Origin of the sequence: Aminobacter ciceronei (genome assembly GCF_014138625.1) — a bacterium.
Classification (GTDB): domain Bacteria; phylum Pseudomonadota; class Alphaproteobacteria; order Rhizobiales; family Rhizobiaceae; genus Aminobacter; species Aminobacter ciceronei.
In genome coordinates this window covers 1-21,528 of sequence record NZ_JACJHY010000020.1, presented here as the reverse complement: position 1 = coordinate 21,528, position 21,528 = coordinate 1, and the positions used below count along the sequence as shown (strand labels likewise).

General features: G+C 64.8%; 19 protein-coding genes. 14 read left to right on the top strand and 5 right to left on the bottom strand.

Annotated elements, in window-relative coordinates; all coding sequences use genetic code 11:
• Positions 1–2 precede the first annotated feature (2 nt).
• Together HNQ95_RS19780 and speB are read right to left on the bottom strand one after the other, a co-directional pair.
• Positions 3–806 carry a transporter substrate-binding domain-containing protein gene (locus HNQ95_RS19780; protein WP_067955214.1) on the bottom strand — a complete coding sequence of 268 codons (804 nt, stop codon included), beginning with the start codon at positions 804–806 and terminating at the stop codon, positions 3–5.
• A gap of 94 nt (positions 807–900) precedes the next feature.
• Positions 901–1,962 carry an agmatinase gene (gene speB, locus HNQ95_RS19775; protein ID WP_067955216.1) on the bottom strand — a complete coding sequence of 354 codons (1,062 nt, stop codon included), beginning with the start codon at positions 1,960–1,962 and terminating at the stop codon, positions 901–903.
• A 209-nt stretch (positions 1,963–2,171) separates the two neighbouring features.
• Between speB and gcvA the strand changes: the two genes are divergently transcribed.
• The 8 genes from gcvA to HNQ95_RS19735 all read left to right on the top strand — a co-directional run bounded on the left by gcvA (position 2,172) and on the right by HNQ95_RS19735 (position 11,462).
• On the top strand, positions 2,172–3,134 hold the full coding sequence (gene gcvA / locus HNQ95_RS19770; RefSeq protein WP_067955218.1) for a transcriptional regulator GcvA: 963 nt from the start codon (positions 2,172–2,174) through the stop codon (positions 3,132–3,134).
• A 256-nt stretch (positions 3,135–3,390) separates the two neighbouring features.
• Complete coding sequence (gene pncB, locus HNQ95_RS19765) at positions 3,391–4,695, top strand: nicotinate phosphoribosyltransferase (protein ID WP_067955220.1); 1,305 nt, start codon at positions 3,391–3,393, stop codon at positions 4,693–4,695.
• Positions 4,696–5,047: 352 nt separating this feature from the next.
• Positions 5,048–6,496: a hypothetical protein gene (locus HNQ95_RS19760; RefSeq protein WP_182575107.1), complete on the top strand. Its 1,449-nt coding sequence runs from the start codon at positions 5,048–5,050 to the stop codon at positions 6,494–6,496.
• 154 nt (positions 6,497–6,650) lie between these two features.
• Positions 6,651–7,955 (top strand): ABC transporter substrate-binding protein, encoded by a 1,305-nt coding sequence (locus HNQ95_RS19755; RefSeq protein ID WP_182575106.1) that lies wholly within the window; start codon positions 6,651–6,653, stop codon positions 7,953–7,955.
• Between the two features lie 225 nt (positions 7,956–8,180).
• Positions 8,181–9,062, top strand: coding sequence for a branched-chain amino acid ABC transporter permease (locus tag HNQ95_RS19750; protein ID WP_067955222.1), 882 nt, complete (start codon positions 8,181–8,183; stop codon positions 9,060–9,062).
• Positions 9,059–10,024 (top strand): branched-chain amino acid ABC transporter permease, encoded by a 966-nt coding sequence (locus tag HNQ95_RS19745; protein WP_067955224.1) that lies wholly within the window; start codon positions 9,059–9,061, stop codon positions 10,022–10,024. The genes HNQ95_RS19750 and HNQ95_RS19745 overlap by 4 nt, the downstream gene beginning before the upstream one ends.
• Positions 10,021–10,758 (top strand): ABC transporter ATP-binding protein, encoded by a 738-nt coding sequence (locus HNQ95_RS19740; RefSeq protein ID WP_067965817.1) that lies wholly within the window; start codon positions 10,021–10,023, stop codon positions 10,756–10,758. Before HNQ95_RS19745 ends, HNQ95_RS19740 begins: the two co-directional genes overlap by 4 nt.
• Positions 10,755–11,462: an ABC transporter ATP-binding protein gene (locus tag HNQ95_RS19735; RefSeq protein ID WP_067955226.1), complete on the top strand. Its 708-nt coding sequence runs from the start codon at positions 10,755–10,757 to the stop codon at positions 11,460–11,462. The genes HNQ95_RS19740 and HNQ95_RS19735 overlap by 4 nt, the downstream gene beginning before the upstream one ends.
• Here HNQ95_RS19735 and HNQ95_RS19730 read toward each other — a convergent pair.
• Both HNQ95_RS19730 and pncA read right to left on the bottom strand, forming a co-directional pair.
• Positions 11,459–12,886: a sodium:proton antiporter gene (locus tag HNQ95_RS19730; protein ID WP_182575105.1), complete on the bottom strand. Its 1,428-nt coding sequence runs from the start codon at positions 12,884–12,886 to the stop codon at positions 11,459–11,461. The genes HNQ95_RS19735 and HNQ95_RS19730 overlap by 4 nt on opposite strands.
• A gap of 84 nt (positions 12,887–12,970) precedes the next feature.
• On the bottom strand, positions 12,971–13,570 hold the full coding sequence (gene pncA, locus HNQ95_RS19725; RefSeq protein WP_067955228.1) for a bifunctional nicotinamidase/pyrazinamidase: 600 nt from the start codon (positions 13,568–13,570) through the stop codon (positions 12,971–12,973).
• Positions 13,571–13,771: 201 nt separating this feature from the next.
• Between pncA and HNQ95_RS19720 the strand changes: the two genes are divergently transcribed.
• From HNQ95_RS19720 to HNQ95_RS19695, 6 genes are read left to right on the top strand one after another with little or no spacing between them, the layout of a single operon-like run.
• Positions 13,772–14,629, top strand: a complete 858-nt coding sequence (locus HNQ95_RS19720) for an FAD binding domain-containing protein (RefSeq protein WP_182575104.1) — start codon at positions 13,772–13,774, stop codon at positions 14,627–14,629.
• Positions 14,626–17,382, top strand: a complete 2,757-nt coding sequence (locus tag HNQ95_RS19715; RefSeq protein WP_182575103.1) for a molybdopterin-dependent oxidoreductase — start codon at positions 14,626–14,628, stop codon at positions 17,380–17,382. The genes HNQ95_RS19720 and HNQ95_RS19715 overlap by 4 nt, the downstream gene beginning before the upstream one ends.
• Complete coding sequence (locus HNQ95_RS19710; RefSeq protein ID WP_067955233.1) at positions 17,379–18,914, top strand: 6-hydroxynicotinate reductase; 1,536 nt, start codon at positions 17,379–17,381, stop codon at positions 18,912–18,914. Before HNQ95_RS19715 ends, HNQ95_RS19710 begins: the two co-directional genes overlap by 4 nt.
• Entirely contained in the window at positions 18,911–19,792 is an 882-nt protein-coding gene (locus HNQ95_RS19705; protein WP_182575102.1) for a UPF0280 family protein, read from the top strand. Before HNQ95_RS19710 ends, HNQ95_RS19705 begins: the two co-directional genes overlap by 4 nt.
• A complete protein-coding gene (locus HNQ95_RS19700; RefSeq protein WP_182575101.1) occupies positions 19,785–20,369 on the top strand; it encodes an amino acid synthesis family protein in 585 nt (194 codons plus the stop codon). The genes HNQ95_RS19705 and HNQ95_RS19700 overlap by 8 nt, the downstream gene beginning before the upstream one ends.
• Positions 20,366–20,794, top strand: coding sequence for a MarR family winged helix-turn-helix transcriptional regulator (locus HNQ95_RS19695; protein ID WP_067955239.1), 429 nt, complete (start codon positions 20,366–20,368; stop codon positions 20,792–20,794). The genes HNQ95_RS19700 and HNQ95_RS19695 overlap by 4 nt, the downstream gene beginning before the upstream one ends.
• A gap of 64 nt (positions 20,795–20,858) precedes the next feature.
• On the opposite strand, the gene HNQ95_RS19690 is transcribed toward HNQ95_RS19695, so the two are convergent.
• The coding region (locus HNQ95_RS19690; RefSeq protein ID WP_182575100.1) for an aldehyde dehydrogenase family protein at positions 20,859–21,528 on the bottom strand (670 nt) is incomplete at its 5' end.

Genomic DNA, 21,528 nt, shown 5'->3' with positions numbered 1-21,528 from the left:
GCTCAGTCCTTGAGGTTCTCGGGGTTGAGCGGAACCTTGAGCCAGGCCTCGGACGACTTCGACAGCCGGCCGTCGGTGAGCATCGCCGCGACCGTGTCGTTGATGACCTTCTTCAGGCCTTCCTCGTTCTTGTTGAGGCCGATATGCGACGGCGAGGTCAAGAGCTGGAACTTCTGCTCCGGCTTAAGCGCCTCCTGGCGCGCCAGCACCTGGGCGCCAACGTCGTTGCCCACCACCATCAGCTGGGTCTGGCCCGAGATGAAGGCCTGGATGACGGCGTTGTAGTTGTCGAAGCGCTTGATGTCGGCGGAAGCCGGGGCGGCCTCGGTTAGCGAGGTGTCCTCGAGCGTGCCGCGGTTGACGGCGATCGACTTGTCGCCAAGGTCTTCCTTGCCCGCCACCTTGAGTTCGGCCGGGCCGATCACGGCGATGTAGTAAGGCGCGTAGGCCGCGGCGAAGTCGATGACCTCTTCGCGCTCCTTGGAGTAGCCGACGCTCATCAGAAGGTCGACGCGCTTGTCGGTGAGATAGGGGATGCGGTTCTGGCCGGTCACCGGCACCGGGTTGAGCTTGACCTTGAGCGCGTCGGCGATCGCCTGGGCGACGTCCATGTCATAGCCCTTGAGGCTCATGTCGGCGCTGGCCGAAGAAAAGGGCGGGAAGTCGGCGAACACGCCGACATTGATCTGGCCGGCCTTGGCAATGTCTTCGAGCGCATCGGCATTGGCGGGCTGGAGGCCGAAGGTGACGCCGCCCGCGACGATGAGGGCGGCAACTGTCTGATGCAGTGCGGTCTTGATGTTCATGTTTCGGTTCCCTCTGGATTGATTGGGTTGTCGGTTGCGGTCGTTGCCGCCTGGCCGCCGCTTCCAGGTCGGCGGCCAGCGTTGATCTGTCCGGTCAGTCCTTCTTGCCGGTGACGAAGGGGCTGAACAGCATCAGGCTGAGGATCTCGAACAGCACCTGGGCACCGGCATGGGCAGTGTTGGTGGTTGAATCATATTGCGGCGCGACCTCCACGACGTCGCCGCCGACAAGGTTGAGGCCCTTTAGGCCGCGGATGATTTCCAGCACCTCGCGCGTCGTCAGACCGCCGACCTCGGGCGTACCTGTGCCGGGCGCGAAGGACGGGTCGAGGCTGTCGATGTCGAAGGAGAGATAGGTCGGGCCATCGCCGACGATCTTCTTCGCCTTCTCGATGACCGCGGGGATGCCCATGCCGGTGATCTCCTCGGCATGCACGATGGTCATGCCGGACTCGTAGGAGAACTCCCACAGATATTCGGCCGAGCCGCGGATGCCGATCTGGATGACACGGCTCGGATCAAGCACGCCATCGAGCACGGCGTTGCGGAACGGGCCGCCATGGTGGAACTTGGTCAGGTCATAGGCGCCGCCGGTGTCGCAATGGGCGTCGATGTGGATCATGCCGACCGGGCGCTTCTTGCCGACGGCCTTGAGGATCGGATGGGTGATCGAGTGGTCGCCGCCGACCGACAGCGGCACCACGCCGGCGTCGACGATCTGGCCGATGCGGCGCTCGATGTCCTCATGGCTGAGCTCGAGCCGGTAGCGGCTGCGGAACGGCACGTCGCCAATGTCGGCCACGCGCAGTTCCTGCACCGGGGCGCAGTCGAGCACGTGGTTATAGGGGCCGATGCGCTCGATGGTACGCAGAGCGCGCGGGCCGAAGCGCGAACCCGGGCGATTGGTCACGCCGAGATCCATCGGCACGCCGATCATCGCCACCTGCAGGTCGCCGAAATCAGGGTTGTCGTTGTCGATCTGGAGATAGGGCGCGGTCAGGAAGGTCGGCACGCCCGAATAGGGCGCAAGCCGGGTGCCTGCCTTGTTGAAAATCTTGTCGGCGACGCGGCGGAACTTCGGGTCGAACAGATCGCCGCCATGGCCTTGGCCATATTTCTTGCGCAGCTCGTCGAGCTTTTTGACGTCGAAACCCATGCTATCCTCCTGTGGTCCAAGACGGCAAAGCGGGGCGATCGCCTGCGGCCGCCCGCTCCCGGCGTCCGGCCTGATATCTCGTGTCCCCGCATGCTTTTTGGTTGTTGTGGAGCGAGTTTCCGGCAGCGCCGTTGAAATAGCAATTGATAATGTTAAGCTTATCGCTGTGAGATTTTCTCACAATACCTCATCCTTCGCGCGGAGTTTTCATGTCCCGCCGCCTGCCTCCGCTCAACCCGCTGCGCGCCTTCGAGGCGACCGCCCGCCATGGCTCGCTGACCAAGGCAGCAGGCGAGCTCAACGTCACCCATGGCGCCATCAGCCACCAGATCCGGGCGCTCGAGGCGACGCTCAAGGTCAAACTCTTGGAACGCGCCGGCTCGCGGCTGAAACTCACCCCGCAAGGCGCCGAGCTTCTGCCCGCCGTCACCGGCGCCTTCGAGAGCATTGCGTCCGCCACCGCGCGCATGACCCGGCCGACCAGTTCGGGCAAGCTCACTGTCTCTTGCGTTCCAGCGTTGCTGTCGCTGTGGTTGGTGCCGCGCATTGGCGGCTTCACCACGCGTTATCCCGGCATAAGCCTCAGCCTCAACGCCTCAAACGACCCGCGCGACATCCATTCGCCCGACGTCGACGTCTGCGTCCTCTACGGCAACGGCAGCTGGACCGATTGCTGGTTGAAGAAGTGGTCGACGCTGGAGCTGTTTCCCGTCGTCAGCCCAACCTTGATCAACAACCGGCCGATCCGCAGTGTCCGGGACCTCGCCGACCACGTGCTGCTCCATGCCGATGACGGTCGCGAGTGGCACACCTGGCTTGCTGCAGCCGACGCGCTCGACGTCAAGCCGGTTCAGCAGCATCGCATGGCCGGCGCCAGCCTGACCACGGAAGCCGCCGTGCACGGCCATGGTCTGGCGCTGGGCGACACGGTGACGGCATCGAGCCTGCTCGCCCGCGGCCAGTTGGTCACGCCCTTCAACCTGTCGGTGCCGGCAGTCGATGCCTTCTATGTCGTCTGCCGCAACGAGGTGCGCTCAGCACCCATCGTTCAATCCTTCATCGACTGGCTATTCGCCGAGCGCGAGGAACTTCCCGCCCGCACCGAGCAGGCCGTCACCGGCCAGATCAGCATTCGCAAGCGGCGCGGCCAGAAGGCGGCCGCCGCCGGCTAAAAGCAATTCCAGCAGAAGTGTGCAGCGGTTTTCCGTCCGGAATTGCGTAGAAACAAAGAGATAGAGAGGTTCCGCGATTCGAAGAAAAGCGGAACCTGTCCAGCGGCAAACTTGATTGGACGATGCAACGATAGGTCCAGCGCTGCTTTTTTCGCCTCTTAAGCTTGATCGCCCCGGCGCTATATCCCAATGCTAGAACGAGGAATGCGGCGCGCGCCGGACGGCGGGCGGATGCGCCAAGGAGGACTGAAGCGGCATGGCCAGGACCGACATTGCACGGCGGGTGTACAACCACACCTGGAAGCTCGATCCGATCGTCCGCTCGCTGCTCGACACGGATTTCTACAAGCTCCTGATGCTGCAGATGATCTGGGGCATGCACCCCAAGGTCGACGCCACCTTTTCGCTGATTAACCGCGCCACCTCGGTCAAGCTGGCCGAGGAGATCGACGAGGGCGAGCTGCGAGAGCAGCTCGACCATGCCCGCACCTTGCGCTTCACCAAGAAGGAGATGATCTGGCTCGGCGGTAATAATTTCTACGGCCGCAAGCAGATCTTCGAGCCGGAGTTCCTGGCCTGGCTCGAGAACTTCCAGCTGCCCCCCTACCATCTGGAAAAGCGCGACGGCCAGTACGAGCTGACCTTCGCCGGTCCCTGGGTGATGACCTCGATGTGGGAAATACCGGCTCTTGCCATCATCAACGAGCTGCGCTCGCGCTCGGCGATGAAGGCCTTCGGACCCTTCGCGCTCGACGTGCTCTACGCCCGCGCCAAGGCCAAGATGTGGGACAAGACCGAGCGGCTGAAGATGCTGCCCGAGATCAAGATCTCCGATTTCGGCACCCGCCGCCGCCACTCCTTCCTGTGGCAGCGCTGGTGTGTCGAGGCGCTCAAGGAAGGCATCGGCGAGGCCTTTACGGGCACCTCTAACGTGCTGCTGGCCATGGACACTGACCTCGAGGCGCTCGGCACCAACGCGCATGAGCTGCCGATGGTCTATGCCGCACTTGCCAACGATGAGGCCGAGCTCAAGCAGTCGCCCTACAATGTGCTGCGCGACTGGCAGCGCTATTATGGCGGCAACCTTTTGATCGTCTTGCCCGATGCCTTCGGCACGGCGGCCTTCCTGCGCGACGCGCCCGACTGGGTCGCCGACTGGACCGGCTTCCGCCCCGACAGCGCCCCGCCGATCGAAGGCGGCGAGCGCATCATCGACTGGTGGCGCAAGAAGGGCCAGGACCCCCGTTCGAAGCTGCTGATCTTCTCCGACGGCCTCGACGTCGACACCATCATCGAGACCTACCGCCACTTCGAGGGCAAGGTGCGCATGTCCTTTGGCTGGGGCACCAACCTCACCAACGACTTCGAGGGCTGCGCGCCCAAGGAAACCGACCGCCTCAACGCCATCTCGCTGGTCTGCAAGGTCACCGAGGCCAATGGCCGCCCGGCGGTCAAGCTCTCCGACAACCCCGCCAAGGCCACCGGCGACAGACAAGAAATCGCCCGCTATCTGCGCATCTTCGGCGAGAAGGACCGGGTGGAGCAGTTGGTGAAGGTTTAGGGGTGGCTTGGGGCTTGAATTTGGGTTTCCTTCAACCTCTCATTCCTTCGCACCCCGCTCTGCCCGGCCGGGTATCTCCCCCACAAGGAGAGAGATTAGTCTCGTTGCCGGCGGCGCTCATTCTGCAACGTTGTATGGATGAGCCTTTGCAACGTTGGTAGTTGGCCGGGCGGCTGATGAAGACGTGATCTCCCTCCTTGTGGGGGAGATGGCCGGCAGGCCAGAGGGAGGTGCGAAGGTCGCGAGGCTAAAGGGTTGCCTCGCAAAGCGCGAGCGTCACCACCTGTCGCCATCCGCCGTCGATAGTCGCACCCTTCCCGCGACCCCGACCATGTGGCACACCGGCAAGGTGATGCGCGGAACCAACACAGCCACAACCGTCCAACGCAAAGCGGCAGCAGTGCTTGCCGCATGCGCTGCCGCCGCATCGCACACCTCGCCCGCTTTCGCCCATGCCTCCGACCGTGGCCATGTGCTGCTGTTGCCGACCGGGCATTACATAGCCGGCGCAGCGTTCGCGGTGGCGGCGAGTTTTCTGGTACTGGCACTGCTGCCGCCGGCGCGGTTGGTGTCCATCTGGCGCAAGCGCCTGCCGCTCGGCTCCATCCCTGATCTACGGTTGCCTGCGAGCCTCGCCGCCTTCGCCGTCTTCGCAGTGTTGATCACAGCGGGCTTCATCGGCTCGCGCGACCCGCTGTCCAACCCGCTGCCCCTGACGGTCTGGACACTGCTCTGGGTCGGGCTCACGCTGGCCCAGGGCCTGTGCGGCAATCTCTGGTCTTGGCTCAACCCATGGTACGGACCTTATCGCTTGGTCACAGGAGCGCTGGGTGCCAAGGCTCGGCAAAAGACCCCACTGCATCTTCCCGAATGGCTCGGCTACTGGCCCGCAGTCATTCTGTTCTTCGCCTTCGCCTGGTTCGAGCTGATCGACCCCGCCCCGGACGATCCGGCACGCCTCGCCATGGCCGCCGGCCTCTACTGGATCATCTCCTTCACCGCCATGCTGGCCTTCGGCTTCGAGCGCTGGAGCCGTCAGGGCGAATTCCTCTCGGCCTTCTTCGCCATGATCGGCCGCTTCGGCATCGTCGAGGCCAGCAAGGACCGGTCCCGCCTGCGCCTTGCCCTGTGCTGGCCGGGCGCCAAGCTTTACCAAGCCGAAGCGCTGCCGCCCGCGGGGGCGCTGTTCCTGCTCGCGACCCTCGCTTCGGTATCGTTTGACGGCTTTTCGAAGACGTTCTTCTGGCTCGGGCTCAACAGCATCAACCCGCTCGAACTGCCCGGCCGCACCGCGCTGGTCGCCACCAACAGCTTCGGCCTGATGGCGATGTTCGTTGCACTCGCCGGCGTCGGACTGCTCGCGGTCGTCGCGGGCGAAAGGGTGGTCCGCAGTGCCGCGCCGCTGCCCGAGGCCGCCGGCCTGTTCGTCTGGTCGATCGTTCCCATCGCGCTGGCCTATCACTTCTCGCACTATCTGACGGCACTTCTGGTCAACGGCCAATACGCGCTGGTGGCGCTGTCGGATCCGTTCGCCTTGGGCTGGAACCTGCTCGGCACAGCCCACATGCCGGTCGAGGCCGGCATCGCCATGGGCGCGCATTCGGCTTGGCTGCTGTGGAACCTCCAGGCGGCGGCGATCGTCGGCGGGCATGTGCTGGCGGTGCTCGTCGCCCATGTGTTTGCCTGGCGAATGCACCCCAATGCGGCCAGTGCCTCGCTCAGCCAGTTGCCGCTCATCGTGCTGATGATCGGCTACACCGTTTTCGGCCTCTGGCTGCTCTCGACAGCAACGGCGGGATAGTGCAAATGCAGGTGGATTTTGACCTTGGGGAAGCAACTATTGCCACGTCCAGGGATTGGTGATCTAGTTTGTATACATGCAATTTTTCGCCCTCGGCGGAAGGGCTGCCAATCCGCACGATCGTTGGTCAAAGGACACAGCAAGGGGACAGGGCATGACTGACAGCAATCGCTTCTTCGACCTCGGAAAATCGCGCCTAAGCCGCCGCACGGCGCTGAAAGGCATCGCCGCCGGCGCCGGCCTGATGGCAGCCCCGGGTTTCGTGCGCTACTCACAGGCGCAATCTTCCGCTCCGATCAAGATCGGCTTCCAGGCCCACCGCACCGGCATCGGCGCCGCCTATGGCCGCTGGTACGAAAAGACCACCAACGCCGCCGTCAAGCTGATCAACGATGCCGGCGGCATCAACGGACGGCCGGTCGAGATCATTGTCGAGGATGACGGCACCGACCCCAAGCGCGGCGCCGAAGTGGTGGCGAAATTCGCCAGCCAGCACAAGACCGACATCGTCTTCGGCACGCTGTTCTCGCATGTCGTCGTCGGCTCGGCGCCTACCGCCGGCGAGCTCAAGATCCCCTATTATGTCGTCAGCGAAGGCTATCACGTCGCCTCGGGTAAGCTGAACCGCTGGGTGTTCCAGCCCGGCATCACCGACGTGCGCTCGCAGGTCACCTCGGTCGCGCCCTGGGTCGCGGCCAACCTTGGCAAGAAGGTGACGATGATCTATCCGGACTACGCTTTCGGCTACGACCATCGCGACTATTTCGCGCCCGCCATCAAGGCGCAGGGCGGCGAGGTCGTCGCCCAGATTCCGATCCCGCCGACCGAAAGCTCGTTCACCAAATACCTGCCGCAGATCCCTGCCGATACCGAGGTGCTGTACCACGTCATGGTCGGCCCAGGCGTTTTGACCTTCGTCAAGGAGCTCGGCGAATTCTACGGCTCGACCAAGCCGCAGCTGTTCGGCTTCATCGACTCGCTCGAGGCCGTCGACATCAACAGCCCGGGCCTCGAATTCCTCGACGGCAGCCATTTCTGGGAAGGCTCGCCGCGCTACGCCCAAGCCAATGACAGCGAGGCGCAGAAGGCGTATCGCGCCGCCGTCGGCATCGACGACAACGGCGCCTCGACGACGGATGCCAAGGACGTCTCGACCGCCGCCCACATGTTCGGCTGCTGGGAAACGCTCTACGTCATCAAGAAGGCGATGGAGGATTCAGGCTACAAGGGGCCCGAAGACCGCGCCAAGCTTGTCGAGGCGACCGAGGCGCTGACCGCGTTCAAGGAAGGTCCCGAGCACCCGCAGGGCGACAAGACGTTCAACGGCAAGATCCACCAGGTCTTCGGCCACCAGAACATCTCCAAGGTCGAAGGCGGCAAGCTCAACGTCGTCCACCGGACCTCGATCGAGGACGGTCTGTACGAGCCGGAGGCGGACTACACGACGCAGCCGTTGTGAGGGTACGGCGATAGACTGGCCTGTAATGCGCTCGACGTTGCCCCCCTCTGGCCTGCCGGCCATTTCCCCCACAAGGGGGGAGATAAGCAGCTCTGTCGCCACTGCCATCTTGCACCGTCCGTGGTTGGCGCAGATATCAGCGTCAGCTGATCTCCCCCCTTGTGGCGGAAATGGCCGGCAGGCCAGAGGGGGGTGCGACGAAGCGCAACCCAGGTGGGTTGGCTAGTGGCCTTCTTCCCGCATCTCCTGCTTGCCACGCTCGAAGGCCTGGTCACCTCGGCAGTGCTGGCGCTGACCGCGCTTGGCCTGTCGCTGGTGTTCGGCGTGATGCGCATCGTCAATGTCGCGCATGGCGAATTCTTCATGCTCGGCGCCGTGCTCGCATGGGCGATCACCACAGCCGTTGGTGGACACCCAGCTCTCGGCTTCGCCGCAGCCCTGGTGCTGGCGCCGCTGATCGTCGGCTTCATCGCCTGGATATCTGAGCGGCTTGTCCTGCGCCGGCTCGACTACAACCCGGAAGCCACCATTGTCGCCACCATCGGCCTGCTCTACATCATCCAGCAGCTGGCTCTGACCTTCTACGGCCCCGAGGCGCGGCCGGTGACGCCGCCCTTCAACGTCCGAATCCAGCTGCCCTGGTTCGGCTACTCCGGCTACAAGCTGTCGATCATCGCCGCATCGGCGCTTTTGCTGCTTGCCACCTGGCTGGTGCTGACCCGCACGAGGATCGGCCTTGTCATGCGGGCGACTCAATACGACCGTGAGACCGCTCAGGCCTTCGGCATCCCGGTCGGACGCGTCTATGGCGCGGTGTTCGCGCTTGGCGCGATGCTCGCGGCAATCGCCGCCGTGCTGATCGTGCCGATCCAGCAGGCGCATTATTTGATGGGTCTCGACCCGCTGTTGCTGTCGTTCATCGTCGTCATCATCGGCGGGCTGGGCTCGCTGCGCGGCACCGTCATTGCCGCCCTTCTCATCGGCGTATCCGACGGCATCATCTCGGTGTTCTTCTCGCCGACCCTGGCCAAGATCATCGCCACGCTCGTCGTCGCCATGGTGCTGGTGTTCCGGCCGCAGGGCCTGTTCGGAACGGCGACAAAATGAGCGGCGACGGGGCGACGGCCAGGGTCTACGCGTTGCATGCAGTGGTCATCGCCCTGCTCGTCGCGCTCAACTACATCCTGCCCGAATACCACCATGGCGTTCTGGCGCGGGTGCTGGTGCTGGCCATCTTCGCCATGGGCTACAACCTTCTGTTCGGTTATGTCGGGCTCTTGAGCCTCGGCCACGCCATGTTCTTCGCCGCCGGGCTCTATGGCGCCGGGCTGCCGCTCTATCATCTTGGCTGGGGCGTGGTGCCGGCCTTTGCCGGTGGCGTCGGCGCGGGCTTCCTCGTGTCGCTGATTGTCGGCCTGCTGGCGCTCCGGACTTCGGGTGTCGCCTTCATGATCGTGACCATGATGTTTGCCCAGGTGTTTTATCTCGTAACACTCTATTTCGGCGCATGGACGCGCGGCGACGAGGGGCTGGTGCTGCAGCAGCAGGCGCGGCAGATCACTTTGGGAACCGGCACGCTCGACCTGACCAACCCGGCGACGCGCTATCTCTCGGCAGTGGCGCTGTTTGCCGCTGCCCTGTTCGCCACGCTCGCCATCGTCCGCTCGCGCCACGGCCGTGTGCTGGTCGCGATCCGCGAAAACGAGGAGCGCGCGAAGATGCTTGGCTACGACACCTTCGCCAACAAGCTGGCGGCAGTCGTCACCTCGGGCGTCATCTGTGCCGCGGCCGGGGCGGCCTATGCCCTGTTGTTCGGCTATGTCGGCTCGACATTTGCCTCGGTGCAATATTCGATCCTGCCACTGCTCTGGGTGCTGCTCGGCGGTGCCGCGACCACACTCGGGCCGCTGCTCGGCACATTGTTCATGTACTACGTGATCGACATCACCAGCAGCTACACCTCGGCCTACATGCTTATTGTCGGCGCAATGCTGATCCTGTTGGTGCTCTGGTTCCGCAAGGGCGTTCTCGGCACGCTGCGCGACCGCTGGCTCGGGTGGCTGCCGTGACGGCGCTTCTGACCACCAAGGGTCTGTCGCGTCATTTCGGCGGCCTGCGCGCCGTCGACAATGTCGACTTCTCGCTTGAGCCGGGCGAGATCAGGGCGGTGATCGGCCCCAACGGCGCCGGCAAGACCACTTTCGTCAGCCTCGTCTGCGGCCGCTACGCACCGACCTCAGGCAGTATCGTCTTCGACGGCGAGGATATCACCGCCATGCCGGCGCATCTGCGGGTCCGGCGCGGCATCGCCTACACCTTCCAGATCACCAGCGTCTTCGCCAATCTCAGCGCCTACGACAACGTCGCCCTGCCGGTACAGCGCACACTGACCGACGGCCGGTCGCGCGGCGCGGTGCGGCAAGGGGCGATGGAGGCGCTGGAGCGCGTCGGCCTCGCTGGCCGCGCGCATGAGCAGGCCGGCACTCTGGCCTATGGCCACCAGCGGCTGCTCGAGGTGGCCATGGGCCTGGCGCTCAGGCCGCGTCTGCTCATTCTCGACGAACCGACGCAGGGCCTGTCGGACGGCGAGATCGAGAACTTCATCGCCCTGGCCCGCGAGATCGCCCGTGACGCCACCATCCTGCTGATCGAGCACAACATGCCCGTTGTCATGGCGCTGGCCCGTCGCATCAGCGTGTTCAATGCCGGCAGGATCCTCGCCGAAGGCAGCCCGGCCGAGATCCGCGCCAACGCCGCCGTGCAAGAAGCCTATCTTGGCACCGCTCAGGAGGCCGAAGCATGAATGCGGCGCTGACGATATCAGGCCTCGACTGCTTTTACGGCGAAGTGCAGGTGCTGCACGGCCTCGACCTCGAACTGCGCAAGGGCGAGGTGCTGTGCCTGCTCGGCCGTAACGGCGCCGGCAAGACCACGACGCTGAAGGCGATCATGGGGCTGGTGCCGGCGCGTGCGGGCTCGATCAGGCTGGGCGAACGCGTGCTGACCGAGCTCCCTGCGCACGAGGTGCCAAAGGCGGGTGTGGCTTATGTGCCGCAAGGGCGCCGGCTGTTTGCCGAGCTGACCGTCGCCGAAAACATCGAGATCGGCCTGATGACCCGCAAGAGGGGCAAGGCGGTGCGCGACAGCGTGCTCGACCTGTTCCCGCTGTTGCGCGACCGGCTGAAGCAGCGCTCCGGCACGTTGTCGGGCGGCGAGCAGCAGATGCTGGCCATGGCGCGCGCGCTGTGTGTTGAACCCGAGGTCCTGCTGCTCGACGAGCCGACCGAAGGGCTGATGCCGTCGATGATCGCCAATATCCGCGAAACCGTGGCCAGGCTGCGCGAGCGCGATGTCTCGACCATTCTCGTCGAACAGCGCGTCGACGCCGTGCTGCCCGTCGCCGATCGCGTCGCCTTCATTGAGAACGGTCGCAACCGCGAGACGGTGGACGTGGGGCGGCTGCGCGAGGATCCTGGGATGGTCAGGCGCTATGTCGGCGTGGGTTAGGCGAAGAACACAAACCCCGCGATCAGGAAGGTCGGGATCAGCATCGCGCTCGACCACAGCATGTAGCCGAAAAAGCCGGGCATCCTGACCCCGCTTTCCCGGGCGATGGCGTAGACCATGAAGTTCGGCGCATTGCCGATATAGGTGTTGGCGCCCATGAACACGGCGCCGGCCGAGATCGCCACCAGTGTTGTGGCAAAGGTCGTCATCAGCGCCTGTGGGTCTCCGCCGGCAAGCTCGAAGAAGACGAGATAGGTCGGCGCATTGTCGAGGAAGGACGACAGCACGCCCGTCAGCCAGAAATAGGCGAGGTTGTCAGGCTTGCCGCCCGGTCCGGTGACCAGCCCCACCAGCGGCGCGAAAGCCCCATCTAGCCCGGCGCGCAGGATGGCGATGACGGGCACGATGCAAACGAAGATGCCGGCAAACAGCTTGGCCACTTCGAGAATAGGACCCCATGAAAACCCGTTGGCGGCGCGGTATTCCTTGCGGGTGACCGCCAGTGACACGAAGGCCAATGCCAGGATGATGGCGTCACGGACGAGGTTCTGAAGTTCGACATGGACGCCGTAGACGGAGAACGCGACGCCGGGCTTCCATGACGCCGACATCAGGATCGCGGCGATGACACCGGCGAGCAAAGCGATATTGGCAAGTCCGCGGATGCGCACCTTCGAATGTGGTGTCGGGTCCTTGACCTTGGGCTGCCCGGACTCGCGCCGGTGAAAGTGCCAATCGACGGCGAGGAAGGCGGCCAGCACGATGCCGCCGACCAACAGCGCCTCGCGCCAGAGATGGACGGTGGTCCAGAAGAAGTCTACGCCGCGCAGAAAGCCGACGAACAGCGGTGGGTCGCCGAGCGGCGTCAGCGAGCCGCCGATGTTGGACACCAGGAAGATGAAGAAGACGATGACATGGGCGTTAAACGGCCGGTTGTCGTTGGCGCGGATCACCGGCCGGATCATGATCATCGACGCGCCGGTGGTGCCGACGACGGAGGCCAGCAACGCGCCAATGACCAGAAGGCCGGCATTGATGAGCGGCGTGCCCTGGATGTTGCCTGCCACCAGGATGCCGCCCGAGATGGTGAAAAGGGCAAACAAAAGAATGATGAAGGACATGTATTCGAGCAGCAGCGTGTGCAGCACGGCCTCGACTGAGATGTCGAAGCCGAAAGACAGCGCCATCGGCACCACCACCAGCGCCGCCCAGCCGGCTGTGATCTTGCCGTAGTGCTGCTCCCAGAGGTGCGGATAAAGCAGCGGCCCGGTGGCGATGGAGAGCAGCAATCCCGCAAACGGCAGTGCCCACACCAACGACATCGTCGCCCCGGGCAATCCCTGCTCGGCAGCCAGCGCGGTGCTTGCACTCGCCAGCAGGCAGGCCAGCGCCAGAGACGCTGCCGCAATACGCGAACCCTTCATGCCGTCCCCTCGGAACCGGCGTTTACGCCGGGCATTGTGTTCGAATTGATGACCGCAACGTCTGATGCTGCCAAAGTCAGGAAATCAGACCAGCTTGACGCCGGCGTCACGCATCTTGCCGATCATCGAGTCGAGGGAACCGCCCAGATCGATCGCGCGGCACGCATCGAGCCGCACCGTGGTGGCGAAGCCATGCTTGACCGCATCAAGCGCCGAATAGGCGACGCAGAAATCGGTGGCGAGGCCGACAAGCGTGATCGAGGCGACGTCGCGCTCGCGCAGGTATCCGGCAAGGCCCGTCGGCGTGAAGCGGTCGTTCTCGAAAAACGCCGAGTAGCTGTCAATGTTCGGACGAAACCCCTTGCGGATAACCAGTTCGGCCTTGGACCAGGCGAGCCCGGAATGGAAATCGGCGCCGCGGCTGCCCTGAATGCAGTGATCCGGCCACAGCGTTTGGGGGCCATAGGACATGCGGACACTTTCGAAAGGCTGCTTGCCGGGATGGCTCGAGGCGAAGCTCGAATGACCGGCCGGATGCCAATCCTGGGTAAGCAGCACGTGCTCGCTGTGGCGGATCAGGTCATTGACCAGCGGGATGATCTCGTCGCCCCCATTCACGGCAAGCGCGCCGCCAGGGCAGAAGTCGTTTTGCAGATCGACGACGACGAGCGCGTCCGTAGCCATGATGTCCCCAACTCGTTTCTGATACCGCCGTGCTGGCGGGCCGTCGAAATTCGACCAGATGGCGGCCGGCGTCAACCTTCAACTTGGCCGCCATGCGCCCACCGTGATCCGGCGAAGTAAAGCCAGGCTTTGACAAAAGATCGCGGCAGGTTATCACTTGTGTACGAATGAAAATGTCCGGCAACAGCCGGGAGGCATTGCGTGACCCGTTACGCGAAACCCAAGTCACTCGACGAGGCGCTGGCGCTGCTCAGCGAGGGCTCTTGGCGAGTGTTGGCGGGTGCGACGGACGTTTATCCCGCTCTTGGCAACCGGCCTCTCTATTTCGATGTAATCGATATCAATGACATCGGCGCACTGCGCGGCATCACCGAAAGCGACAATCACTTCGTCATTGGTGCGCGCACCAGTTGGACCGAGATCATCCAGGCGCCGCTGCCGCCGGCCTTCGACGCGCTGAAGCAGGCGGCGCGCGAAATTGGCTCGATCCAGATTCAGCACGTCGCGTCGATAGCCGGCAACATATGCAACGCCTCACCGGCCGCCGATGGGGTACCGGCGCTGATGATCCTCGACGCCGAGGTCGAGCTGCGGTCGCGCCACGAGATGCGCATTTTGCCGCTTGGCGCGTTCATCATAGGCAACCGCCGAACCAAGCTGCGCGAGGACGAGCTGGTGACGGCGCTGCGCATTCCCAAGGCCAGCACTGGCGGCAGCTCGGCCTTCGTCAAACTGGGTGCGCGGCGCTATCTGGTCATTTCGATCGCCATGGCGGCGGCCAGGGTCGTGCTCGGTACGGACGCGCGGATCGCAAGCGCGGCGATTTCGGTGGGGTCGTGCTCGGCCGTGGCGCGACGGCTGCACGCGCTGGAAGCAGCACTTGTCGGGCATAGGCCGGAGATCGCCGAAGCCGCGGTGCAAGCTGCCGGATTGGATGAATTGTCACCAATCGACGATGTGCGCGGCAGTGCCGGATACAGGCGAAGTGCTGCGCGCGAAATCGTGGCGCGGGCGCTTCTGCTTGCAACGCATGGCTCGCAGAGACGGACGGCGGCATGAAAACCGACCGGGCGCCGATCAGCTTCACTGTCAACGGCGCCTCCGTGTCGGTGTCCGCTGCGCCGATGCGGCGCCTGTCGTCGGTACTGCGCGACGACCTCAGGCTGACGGGCACCAAGGTCGGCTGCGATGCCGGCGATTGCGGCGCCTGCACCGTGCTGCTCGGCGGCGAGCCCGTCTGCGCCTGCCTGCTGCCGATGGCCTCGGTCGAAGGCGCTTCGATCCGCACCGTGGAAGGGCTGCGGGGCAGCGACCTCTCGGCGCTGCAGGCGTCGTTCCTGGCACATGGCGCCGCGCAATGCGGTTTCTGCACGCCCGGACTGCTTGTGACGGCAACTGCGTTGCTGGAACGGGAGCCGCGCCCAAGCGAACAACAGGTCCAGGACGCGCTCGGCGGGGTCCTGTGCCGCTGCACCGGCTATCGCAAGATCGTCGAGGCGGTGATGGAGGCATGGCACTTTATGCTGCCACCATCTCTTGATTTTCGCATGCCCCCGGCTGGTTCGGCCGTAGGCGCCTCGCCCATCAGGCTCGACGGCATCCCGAAGGTGATTGGCAGCGAAGGATTCGGCGGCGATTCATTTCCCGCCGATGCGTTGTCGGTGCTGGTGATCCGCTCGCCGCATCACCGAGCCGCATTCTCGTTCGGCGACCTCGACGCCTACGTCGCAGGCAATGCGGGCATCGTTGCGGTTTTCACCGCCGGCGACATCCCCGGCATCAACAGCTTCGGCGTTATCCCGCCTTTTGCCGACCAGCCGGCACTGGCCGAGAGCGAGACACGTTTCCGTGGCGAGGCGGTGGCGCTTGTCGCTTGCGAAGGCTGGGCGGCGCGCGACCTGGATGTGACGTCTTTCCCCATCACCTGGCGCGAGTTGCCGGCAGCACTGGAGCCGGCCACTTCCCAGGCGCAAGGCGCAGTGCTGGTCCATGCCAACCGACCCGACAACCTGCTGGTGCGCGGCCTTGTCGAGCGCGGCGAGCCGGAAAGTGCCCTGGCGCAGGCCGCATGCGTGGTCTCCGGCAGCATGCAGACCTCCTATGTCGAGCACGCCTACATCGAACCGGAAGCCGGCTATGCATTGATGGACAGCGATACGCTGACGATCGCAGCCTGCACTCAGGCACCGCATCTGGATCGCGACGACACGGCGCGTATCCTTGGTCTCGCGGTGGAAAAAGTGCGTATCCTGCCGACGGCGACCGGCGGCGGCTTTGGCTCCAAGATCGACGTTTCGCTGCAACCGCTCATAGGGCTGGTGGCACTGAAGACAGGGCGCCCGGCAGCCCTTGCCTATAGCCGCACCGAATCGATGGCCTCGACGACGAAGCGCCATCCGGCCGCGATGAAGGCAACAATCGGCGCCAATGCCGACGGCACCATTCGCGGCATGGTGTTCGATGGCGAGTTCAACACCGGTGCCTATGCCAGCTTCGGCCCGACCGTCGCCAATCGCGTGCCGGTGCATGCCTCCGGGCCCTATGCCACGCCGCATTACCGCGCCATCGCTCGCGCCATCCACACCAATGGCCCGGTGTCGGGCGCGTTCCGTGGTTTCGGCGTGCCGCAGGCTACCCTGATGCAAGAGACGCTGCTCGACCAACTGGCCGACAAGCTTGGCCTCGACCGGTTGCAGATACGCTTGAAAAATGCTCTTCGAAACGGCTCCGAAACGGTGACCGGGCAGCGGCTCGACACCGGTGTCGGCATCGGCGACTGCCTCGAGGCGCTGAGCCTGCGCTGGACACGCGCGCTGGCCGAAGCGGACGCTTTCAACGCGGCCAACGGCAAGATCAAGCGCGGCGTCGGAATCGCCTCGTGCTGGTATGGCTGCGGCAACACGTCTTTGCCCAACCCCTCGACAATCAAGCTGGGCATCTCGCCCGAAGGCAAGGTCGTGCTGCACCAGGGCGCGGTCGACATCGGCCAGGGCGCCAACACCGTCATCGCCCAGATCGCCGCCGACGCGCTTGGCCTGCCGCTCGGCGATTTCGTGCTTCGAAGTGCCGATACGGCTGTTACACCCGATGCGGGCAAGACCTCGGCGTCGCGCCAGACCTATGTCTCGGGAAAAGCGGCGGAAAAGTCCGCGAAAGCCTTGCGAGACGGCATCCTGCGCTTTGCCAATGTCTCGGCCAAAGCGTCGCTGCAGCTTTTGCCGGGCGGACTGCTCCTGGTGCATGAGGGCGGCGAGCGGCGGCGCATCGATCTGACGCTGCTCGAAGTGGACAAGGACGGCCTTGTCTTCGCCGCCGAGGAAAGCTACGACCCGCCGACGACGACGCTCGATGCCAAGGGCCAAGGCAAACCTTATGCTGTCTACGGCTATGGCGCGCAGATCGCCGAGCTTGAGGTCGACATGAGGCTTGGCACCGTGAAGCTGATCAAGATCACCGCGGCGCATGATGTCGGCCGGGCGATCAACCCGCTGCTTGCCGAAGGCCAGATCGAGGGCGGCATCGCCCAGGGCATCGGCATGGCGCTGATGGAAGAGTACATTCCCGGCCGTACCGAGAACCTGCACGACTACCTGATCCCGACGATCGGTGACGTGCCGCCGATAGAAACCATACTGGTGGAAGTTCCGGACCCGGAAGGACCCTTTGGCGCCAAGGGTTTGGGCGAGCATGTGCTGATCCCGACGGCGCCCGCCATCCTCAACGCCATCCGCCACGCCATCGGAGTGGCGATCACCAAGGTGCCGGCAACGCCGTCGCGAATCCTGGCCGCAATCGAGGAGGCACGTCGATGAACGAGCTTTCCGAGCGTTTCGAGACACACCCGGCCGGCGACAGGCAGGCGGGCGAAAAGCTGCGCTGCGATGCCTGCCCCGTGATGTGCTACATCGCCGAAGGGCACACCGGCGCCTGCGACCGCTACGGCAATTTCGGCGGCATGATCGTGCGCGCCGACCCAGTCCGCGTGCTCGATTTCGCGGTCGAAAGCGGCAATTCCGTGGTGCCTTTCAGCGGCGAGGCGTGGGATGGCGAACTGGTCAACACCGGGCGGCGCTTCGTTACCGCCATCGGTGCCGGCACCACCTATCCCGACTACAAGCCGGCACCGTTCATCGTCAGCCAGCAGCTCGCAGGCGTCGATCTAGTCACCGTCGTCACCGAGGGCATCTTCTCCTATTGCGGCGTCAAGGTGAAGATCGACACCGACCGCCATCTCGGCCCCGAGACGGCGACGGTGCGTGCCCAGGGCGAGGCCATCGGCCATGTGACGACGGGCGAATACGGCTCGCAGATGCTGTCGCTCGGTGGCGTCCACCATTTGACCGGCGGCTCGAAGAGCGAAGGCCGGGTGACCTGCGCGGTGCTGCTCGACCTCTGCAACAAGAAGCCCGTCGAGCTGAGCATCGACGGCGGCGCCGCCATCGTGGTCGAGGCCGGCAAGCCGCCGGTCATCGATGGCACGACCGAACACCGCATGCGCGTCGGCTGTGGCTCGGCGACCATAGGCATGTTCGCCACGCAATGGCGCGGGCTCGTTGACGAGGTGGTTGTCGTCGACGACCACATCACTGGCGTCGTCTCCGAGCACCAGGCCGGCAAGGTGCTTGGCTGGGAGGAGACCGGCATTAAGATCCTCGGCCGCCGCTCGACGCCGGGGCGTTATTTCAAGGTGTCGGAGCCCGGCCTCGGCTGGGGTGGAACCAGCATCTCCGACCCGCTCGAGATCCTCGGCGATTGGAATGCCAAGAAAGGCGCGCGGCCCGGCCTGTCGCTGCTGATGGTTTCGACGACGGGCGAGCAGTTCGCCTATTACGAGCTCAACGACGAATTGATGCCGGTCAAGAAGCCGTTCCCGGACCGCTTGCGCAAGTCGGTTGGGCTGATCGAGGACAATTGTGAGCCGGCTTTGTGTACCGTGCTATTCGTCGGCGGCGCCGGCGGCAGCCTGCGCGCCGGGGTGACGGAAAACCCGGTCAACCTGACACGTTCGGTGCAAGGCCTGAGAACCTACGTGACGGTGGGCGGCGCGCCTGTCTATGTCTGGCCGGGCGGCGGCATCACGCTGATGGTCGACGTCCTCAGGGTGCCCGACAACGCTTTCGGTTATGTGCCGACACCGGCCCTGGTGGCGCCAATCGAATTCACCTTGCGGCGCGACGACTATCTGGCACTGGGCGGCTATGACGGCGAGATCAGGAGCATCGACGACGTGCTGGCGCGCGGCGGCGAGTATCTCAACGAGCGGGCGACGGAAGCGGCCGGGACCGACAACCCCTGGCCACCGCTGGCGCAGTTGCGCCTGACGGCGCCGGGCGGGTCGCGATGAATGGACCCGAAATCTCCTGGCTGCCCGACAAGCACCGCCTGCATTTCAATCATGGCCCCATCGACCTGATCGTCGAGGCACTTGGCGAGACCGGCGAGGTGCGCGCTGCTTACGAACAGGCGGCGGAACGCTTCCAGACCATCCTGGACGAGCTGGTCGAGGAGCTTGCCCAACTGCGCCGCCCGGCATCGTCAAGGCCCCGCGACTTTGACGGACCAACGGCGCGGCGCATGGAAGCCGCCGTCGCGCCTTTGGCTGGGCAGTTCATCACACCGATGGCCGCCGTCGCAGGTTCTGTCGCCGACGAGATGATGGCCGCGATGATCGCCGGGCGTTCAATCGAGCGCGCCTATGTCAACAATGGCGGTGACATCGCCCTGCACATCGCCCGTGGCCAGGAGTTCTCGGTGGCGATTGCCGGCACGGGCCACGGCCTGGCCGACAGGCTGACGATCCACTGGCAGGACGCAGTGCGCGGCATCGCCACCAGCGGCTGGCGCGGCCGCAGCTTTTCGCTCGGCATCGCCGACGCTGTAACGGTGCTCGCGGTAAACGCGGCCGCGGCCGATGCTGCGGCGACGCTGATCGCCAACGCTGTCGACCTGCCCGGCCACACAGCCATCCACCGCAGGCCAGCGTCCGACCTGGCGCCCGACAGCGACCTTGGCGACCGGCTGGTGACGACAGACGTCGCACCGCTTGCCCCCGCCGACATCGAGGCGGCGCTCGACGCCGGATTTTCCGTGGCCGAATCCTTGCGGCGGCAAGGGTCGATCCAGACTGCAGCTCTATACCTAGGAGGCCGAACCCGCATAAGCGGCACGCATGAGCTTGCCGTAACCGATGGTGTGACAAGGGGGGAACCTGTCCATGCCTGACTTTCCGATCCGGAAGATCGCTGTAACGATCGAGGAAATCCTGCACGACGGAGGGCCACCCGCGCATATCCCCCGACGACGAGCGGCAGCGCTTGCGGTGGTGAAGAACCCGTTCGCCGACCGCTATGTCGATGAGCTTGAGAGCGCGATGGAGGATCTGAAACCGCTCGGGCTGATGCTGTCCGACCGGCTGATCGCGGCGCTGGGCGGCGATGCGAAGGCCATCGACGGTTATGGCAAAGGCGCCATTGTCGGCTCGGCCGGCGAACTGGAACACGGCGCGCTGTGGCATGTGCCCGGCGGTTACGCCATGCGCGAGCGGCTTGGCGAAGCCAAGGCGATCGTGCCCTCGGCCAAGAAGCTGGGTGCTTTCGGCGCGCGGCTCGACGTGCCGATCGGCCATGTCAACGCCGCCTATGTGCGCAGCCATTTCGATGCCATGGAAGTGGGGGTGCCCGACGGGCCGCGACCGGACGAGATCGTCTTTGCATTGGTCATGACCTCGGGGCCGCGCATTCACGACCGCATGGGTGGATTGAAGGCCTCCGACATCAAGGCCTGGGATGGCTTGCGATGAGCCCCGAAACCACCGAAGGTACCTACCAGGTCCAGGGACAGATCGGTTTTGTCCTGCGCAAGGCCAACCAGCGTCACGTCGCGATCTTCGCGACGCATATTGCCGACCTGACGCCACCGCAGTTCGCCGCGCTCGCCAAGCTGCGCGACGTCGGCGAAACCTCGCAGAACCAGCTGGGCGGCCTGATCGCCATGGATGCGGCGACCGTGAAGGGCGTCATCGACCGGCTCGCGGCACGCGGGCTGGTGCAGCTGGCCAAACATGAGGTCGACAAAAGGCGCCTGATGGTCAAGCTGACCGACGAGGGCCACCGCCTCATCGTCGAGCTTCTGCCGCGGGCGCGGACGATCACCGAGGAGACGTTGTCGCCGCTGTCGGCGAAGGACGCAGAGACCCTGCTGCAGCTGCTGACGAAGATAAGCTGAGGGCCAAGGGAGCAAGGGAGCAAGGGAGTAAGGGAAGGCGATAACCCCTATTCCCCTATTCCCCTCAGTCCCCGTATGGGACCCAGACGTTCTTGATCTCGACGGCGCGGCGGAGGAAGGCTTCGCCCTGGGCGGTCGGCCAGTCGAGGCTGCGGCCGTGCCCGGTCCAGACGCGCTTGAGATTGCCAGTCGATTCAGCCTCCGCTTTGGCGCAGATCTCGGCCTCGGCGACGACCCAGAGGCCGTCGACGTCGTCATGCTTGGCAAGCACGGCTGTGAGTTCCGCCGTATGCCCGGTGACGATGTTGATCGCACCGGCAGGGACGTCTGAATACTCGAGTACCTGGTAGAGGTCGGTGGCCACGAGCGGGGCGGCGGCCGAGGGCACCACGACCGTGGTGTTGCCCATGGCAAGTGCCGGGGCGAGCAGCGAGATCAGGCCGAGCAGCGGCGCCTCGTCAGGGGCAACGATGCCGATGACGCCGACAGGCTCGTGCAGGGCAAGCGTGACGGTGCGCGCCGGCGGCTGGTGCACCCTGCCCTCGAACTTGTCGGCCATGCCGGCATAATAGAACAGCCGCTCGATCGAGGCCTCGACTTCTGACTTGGCAGCCTTGTGGGCAGCACCGGTCAGTTCGGCGATGCGGGTCGCGAACTCTTCCGTGCGGCCGGACAGGTTCTCGGCGAGATAATAGAGCACCTGGGCCCTGTTGTAGGCGGTCGCTTCGGGCCAG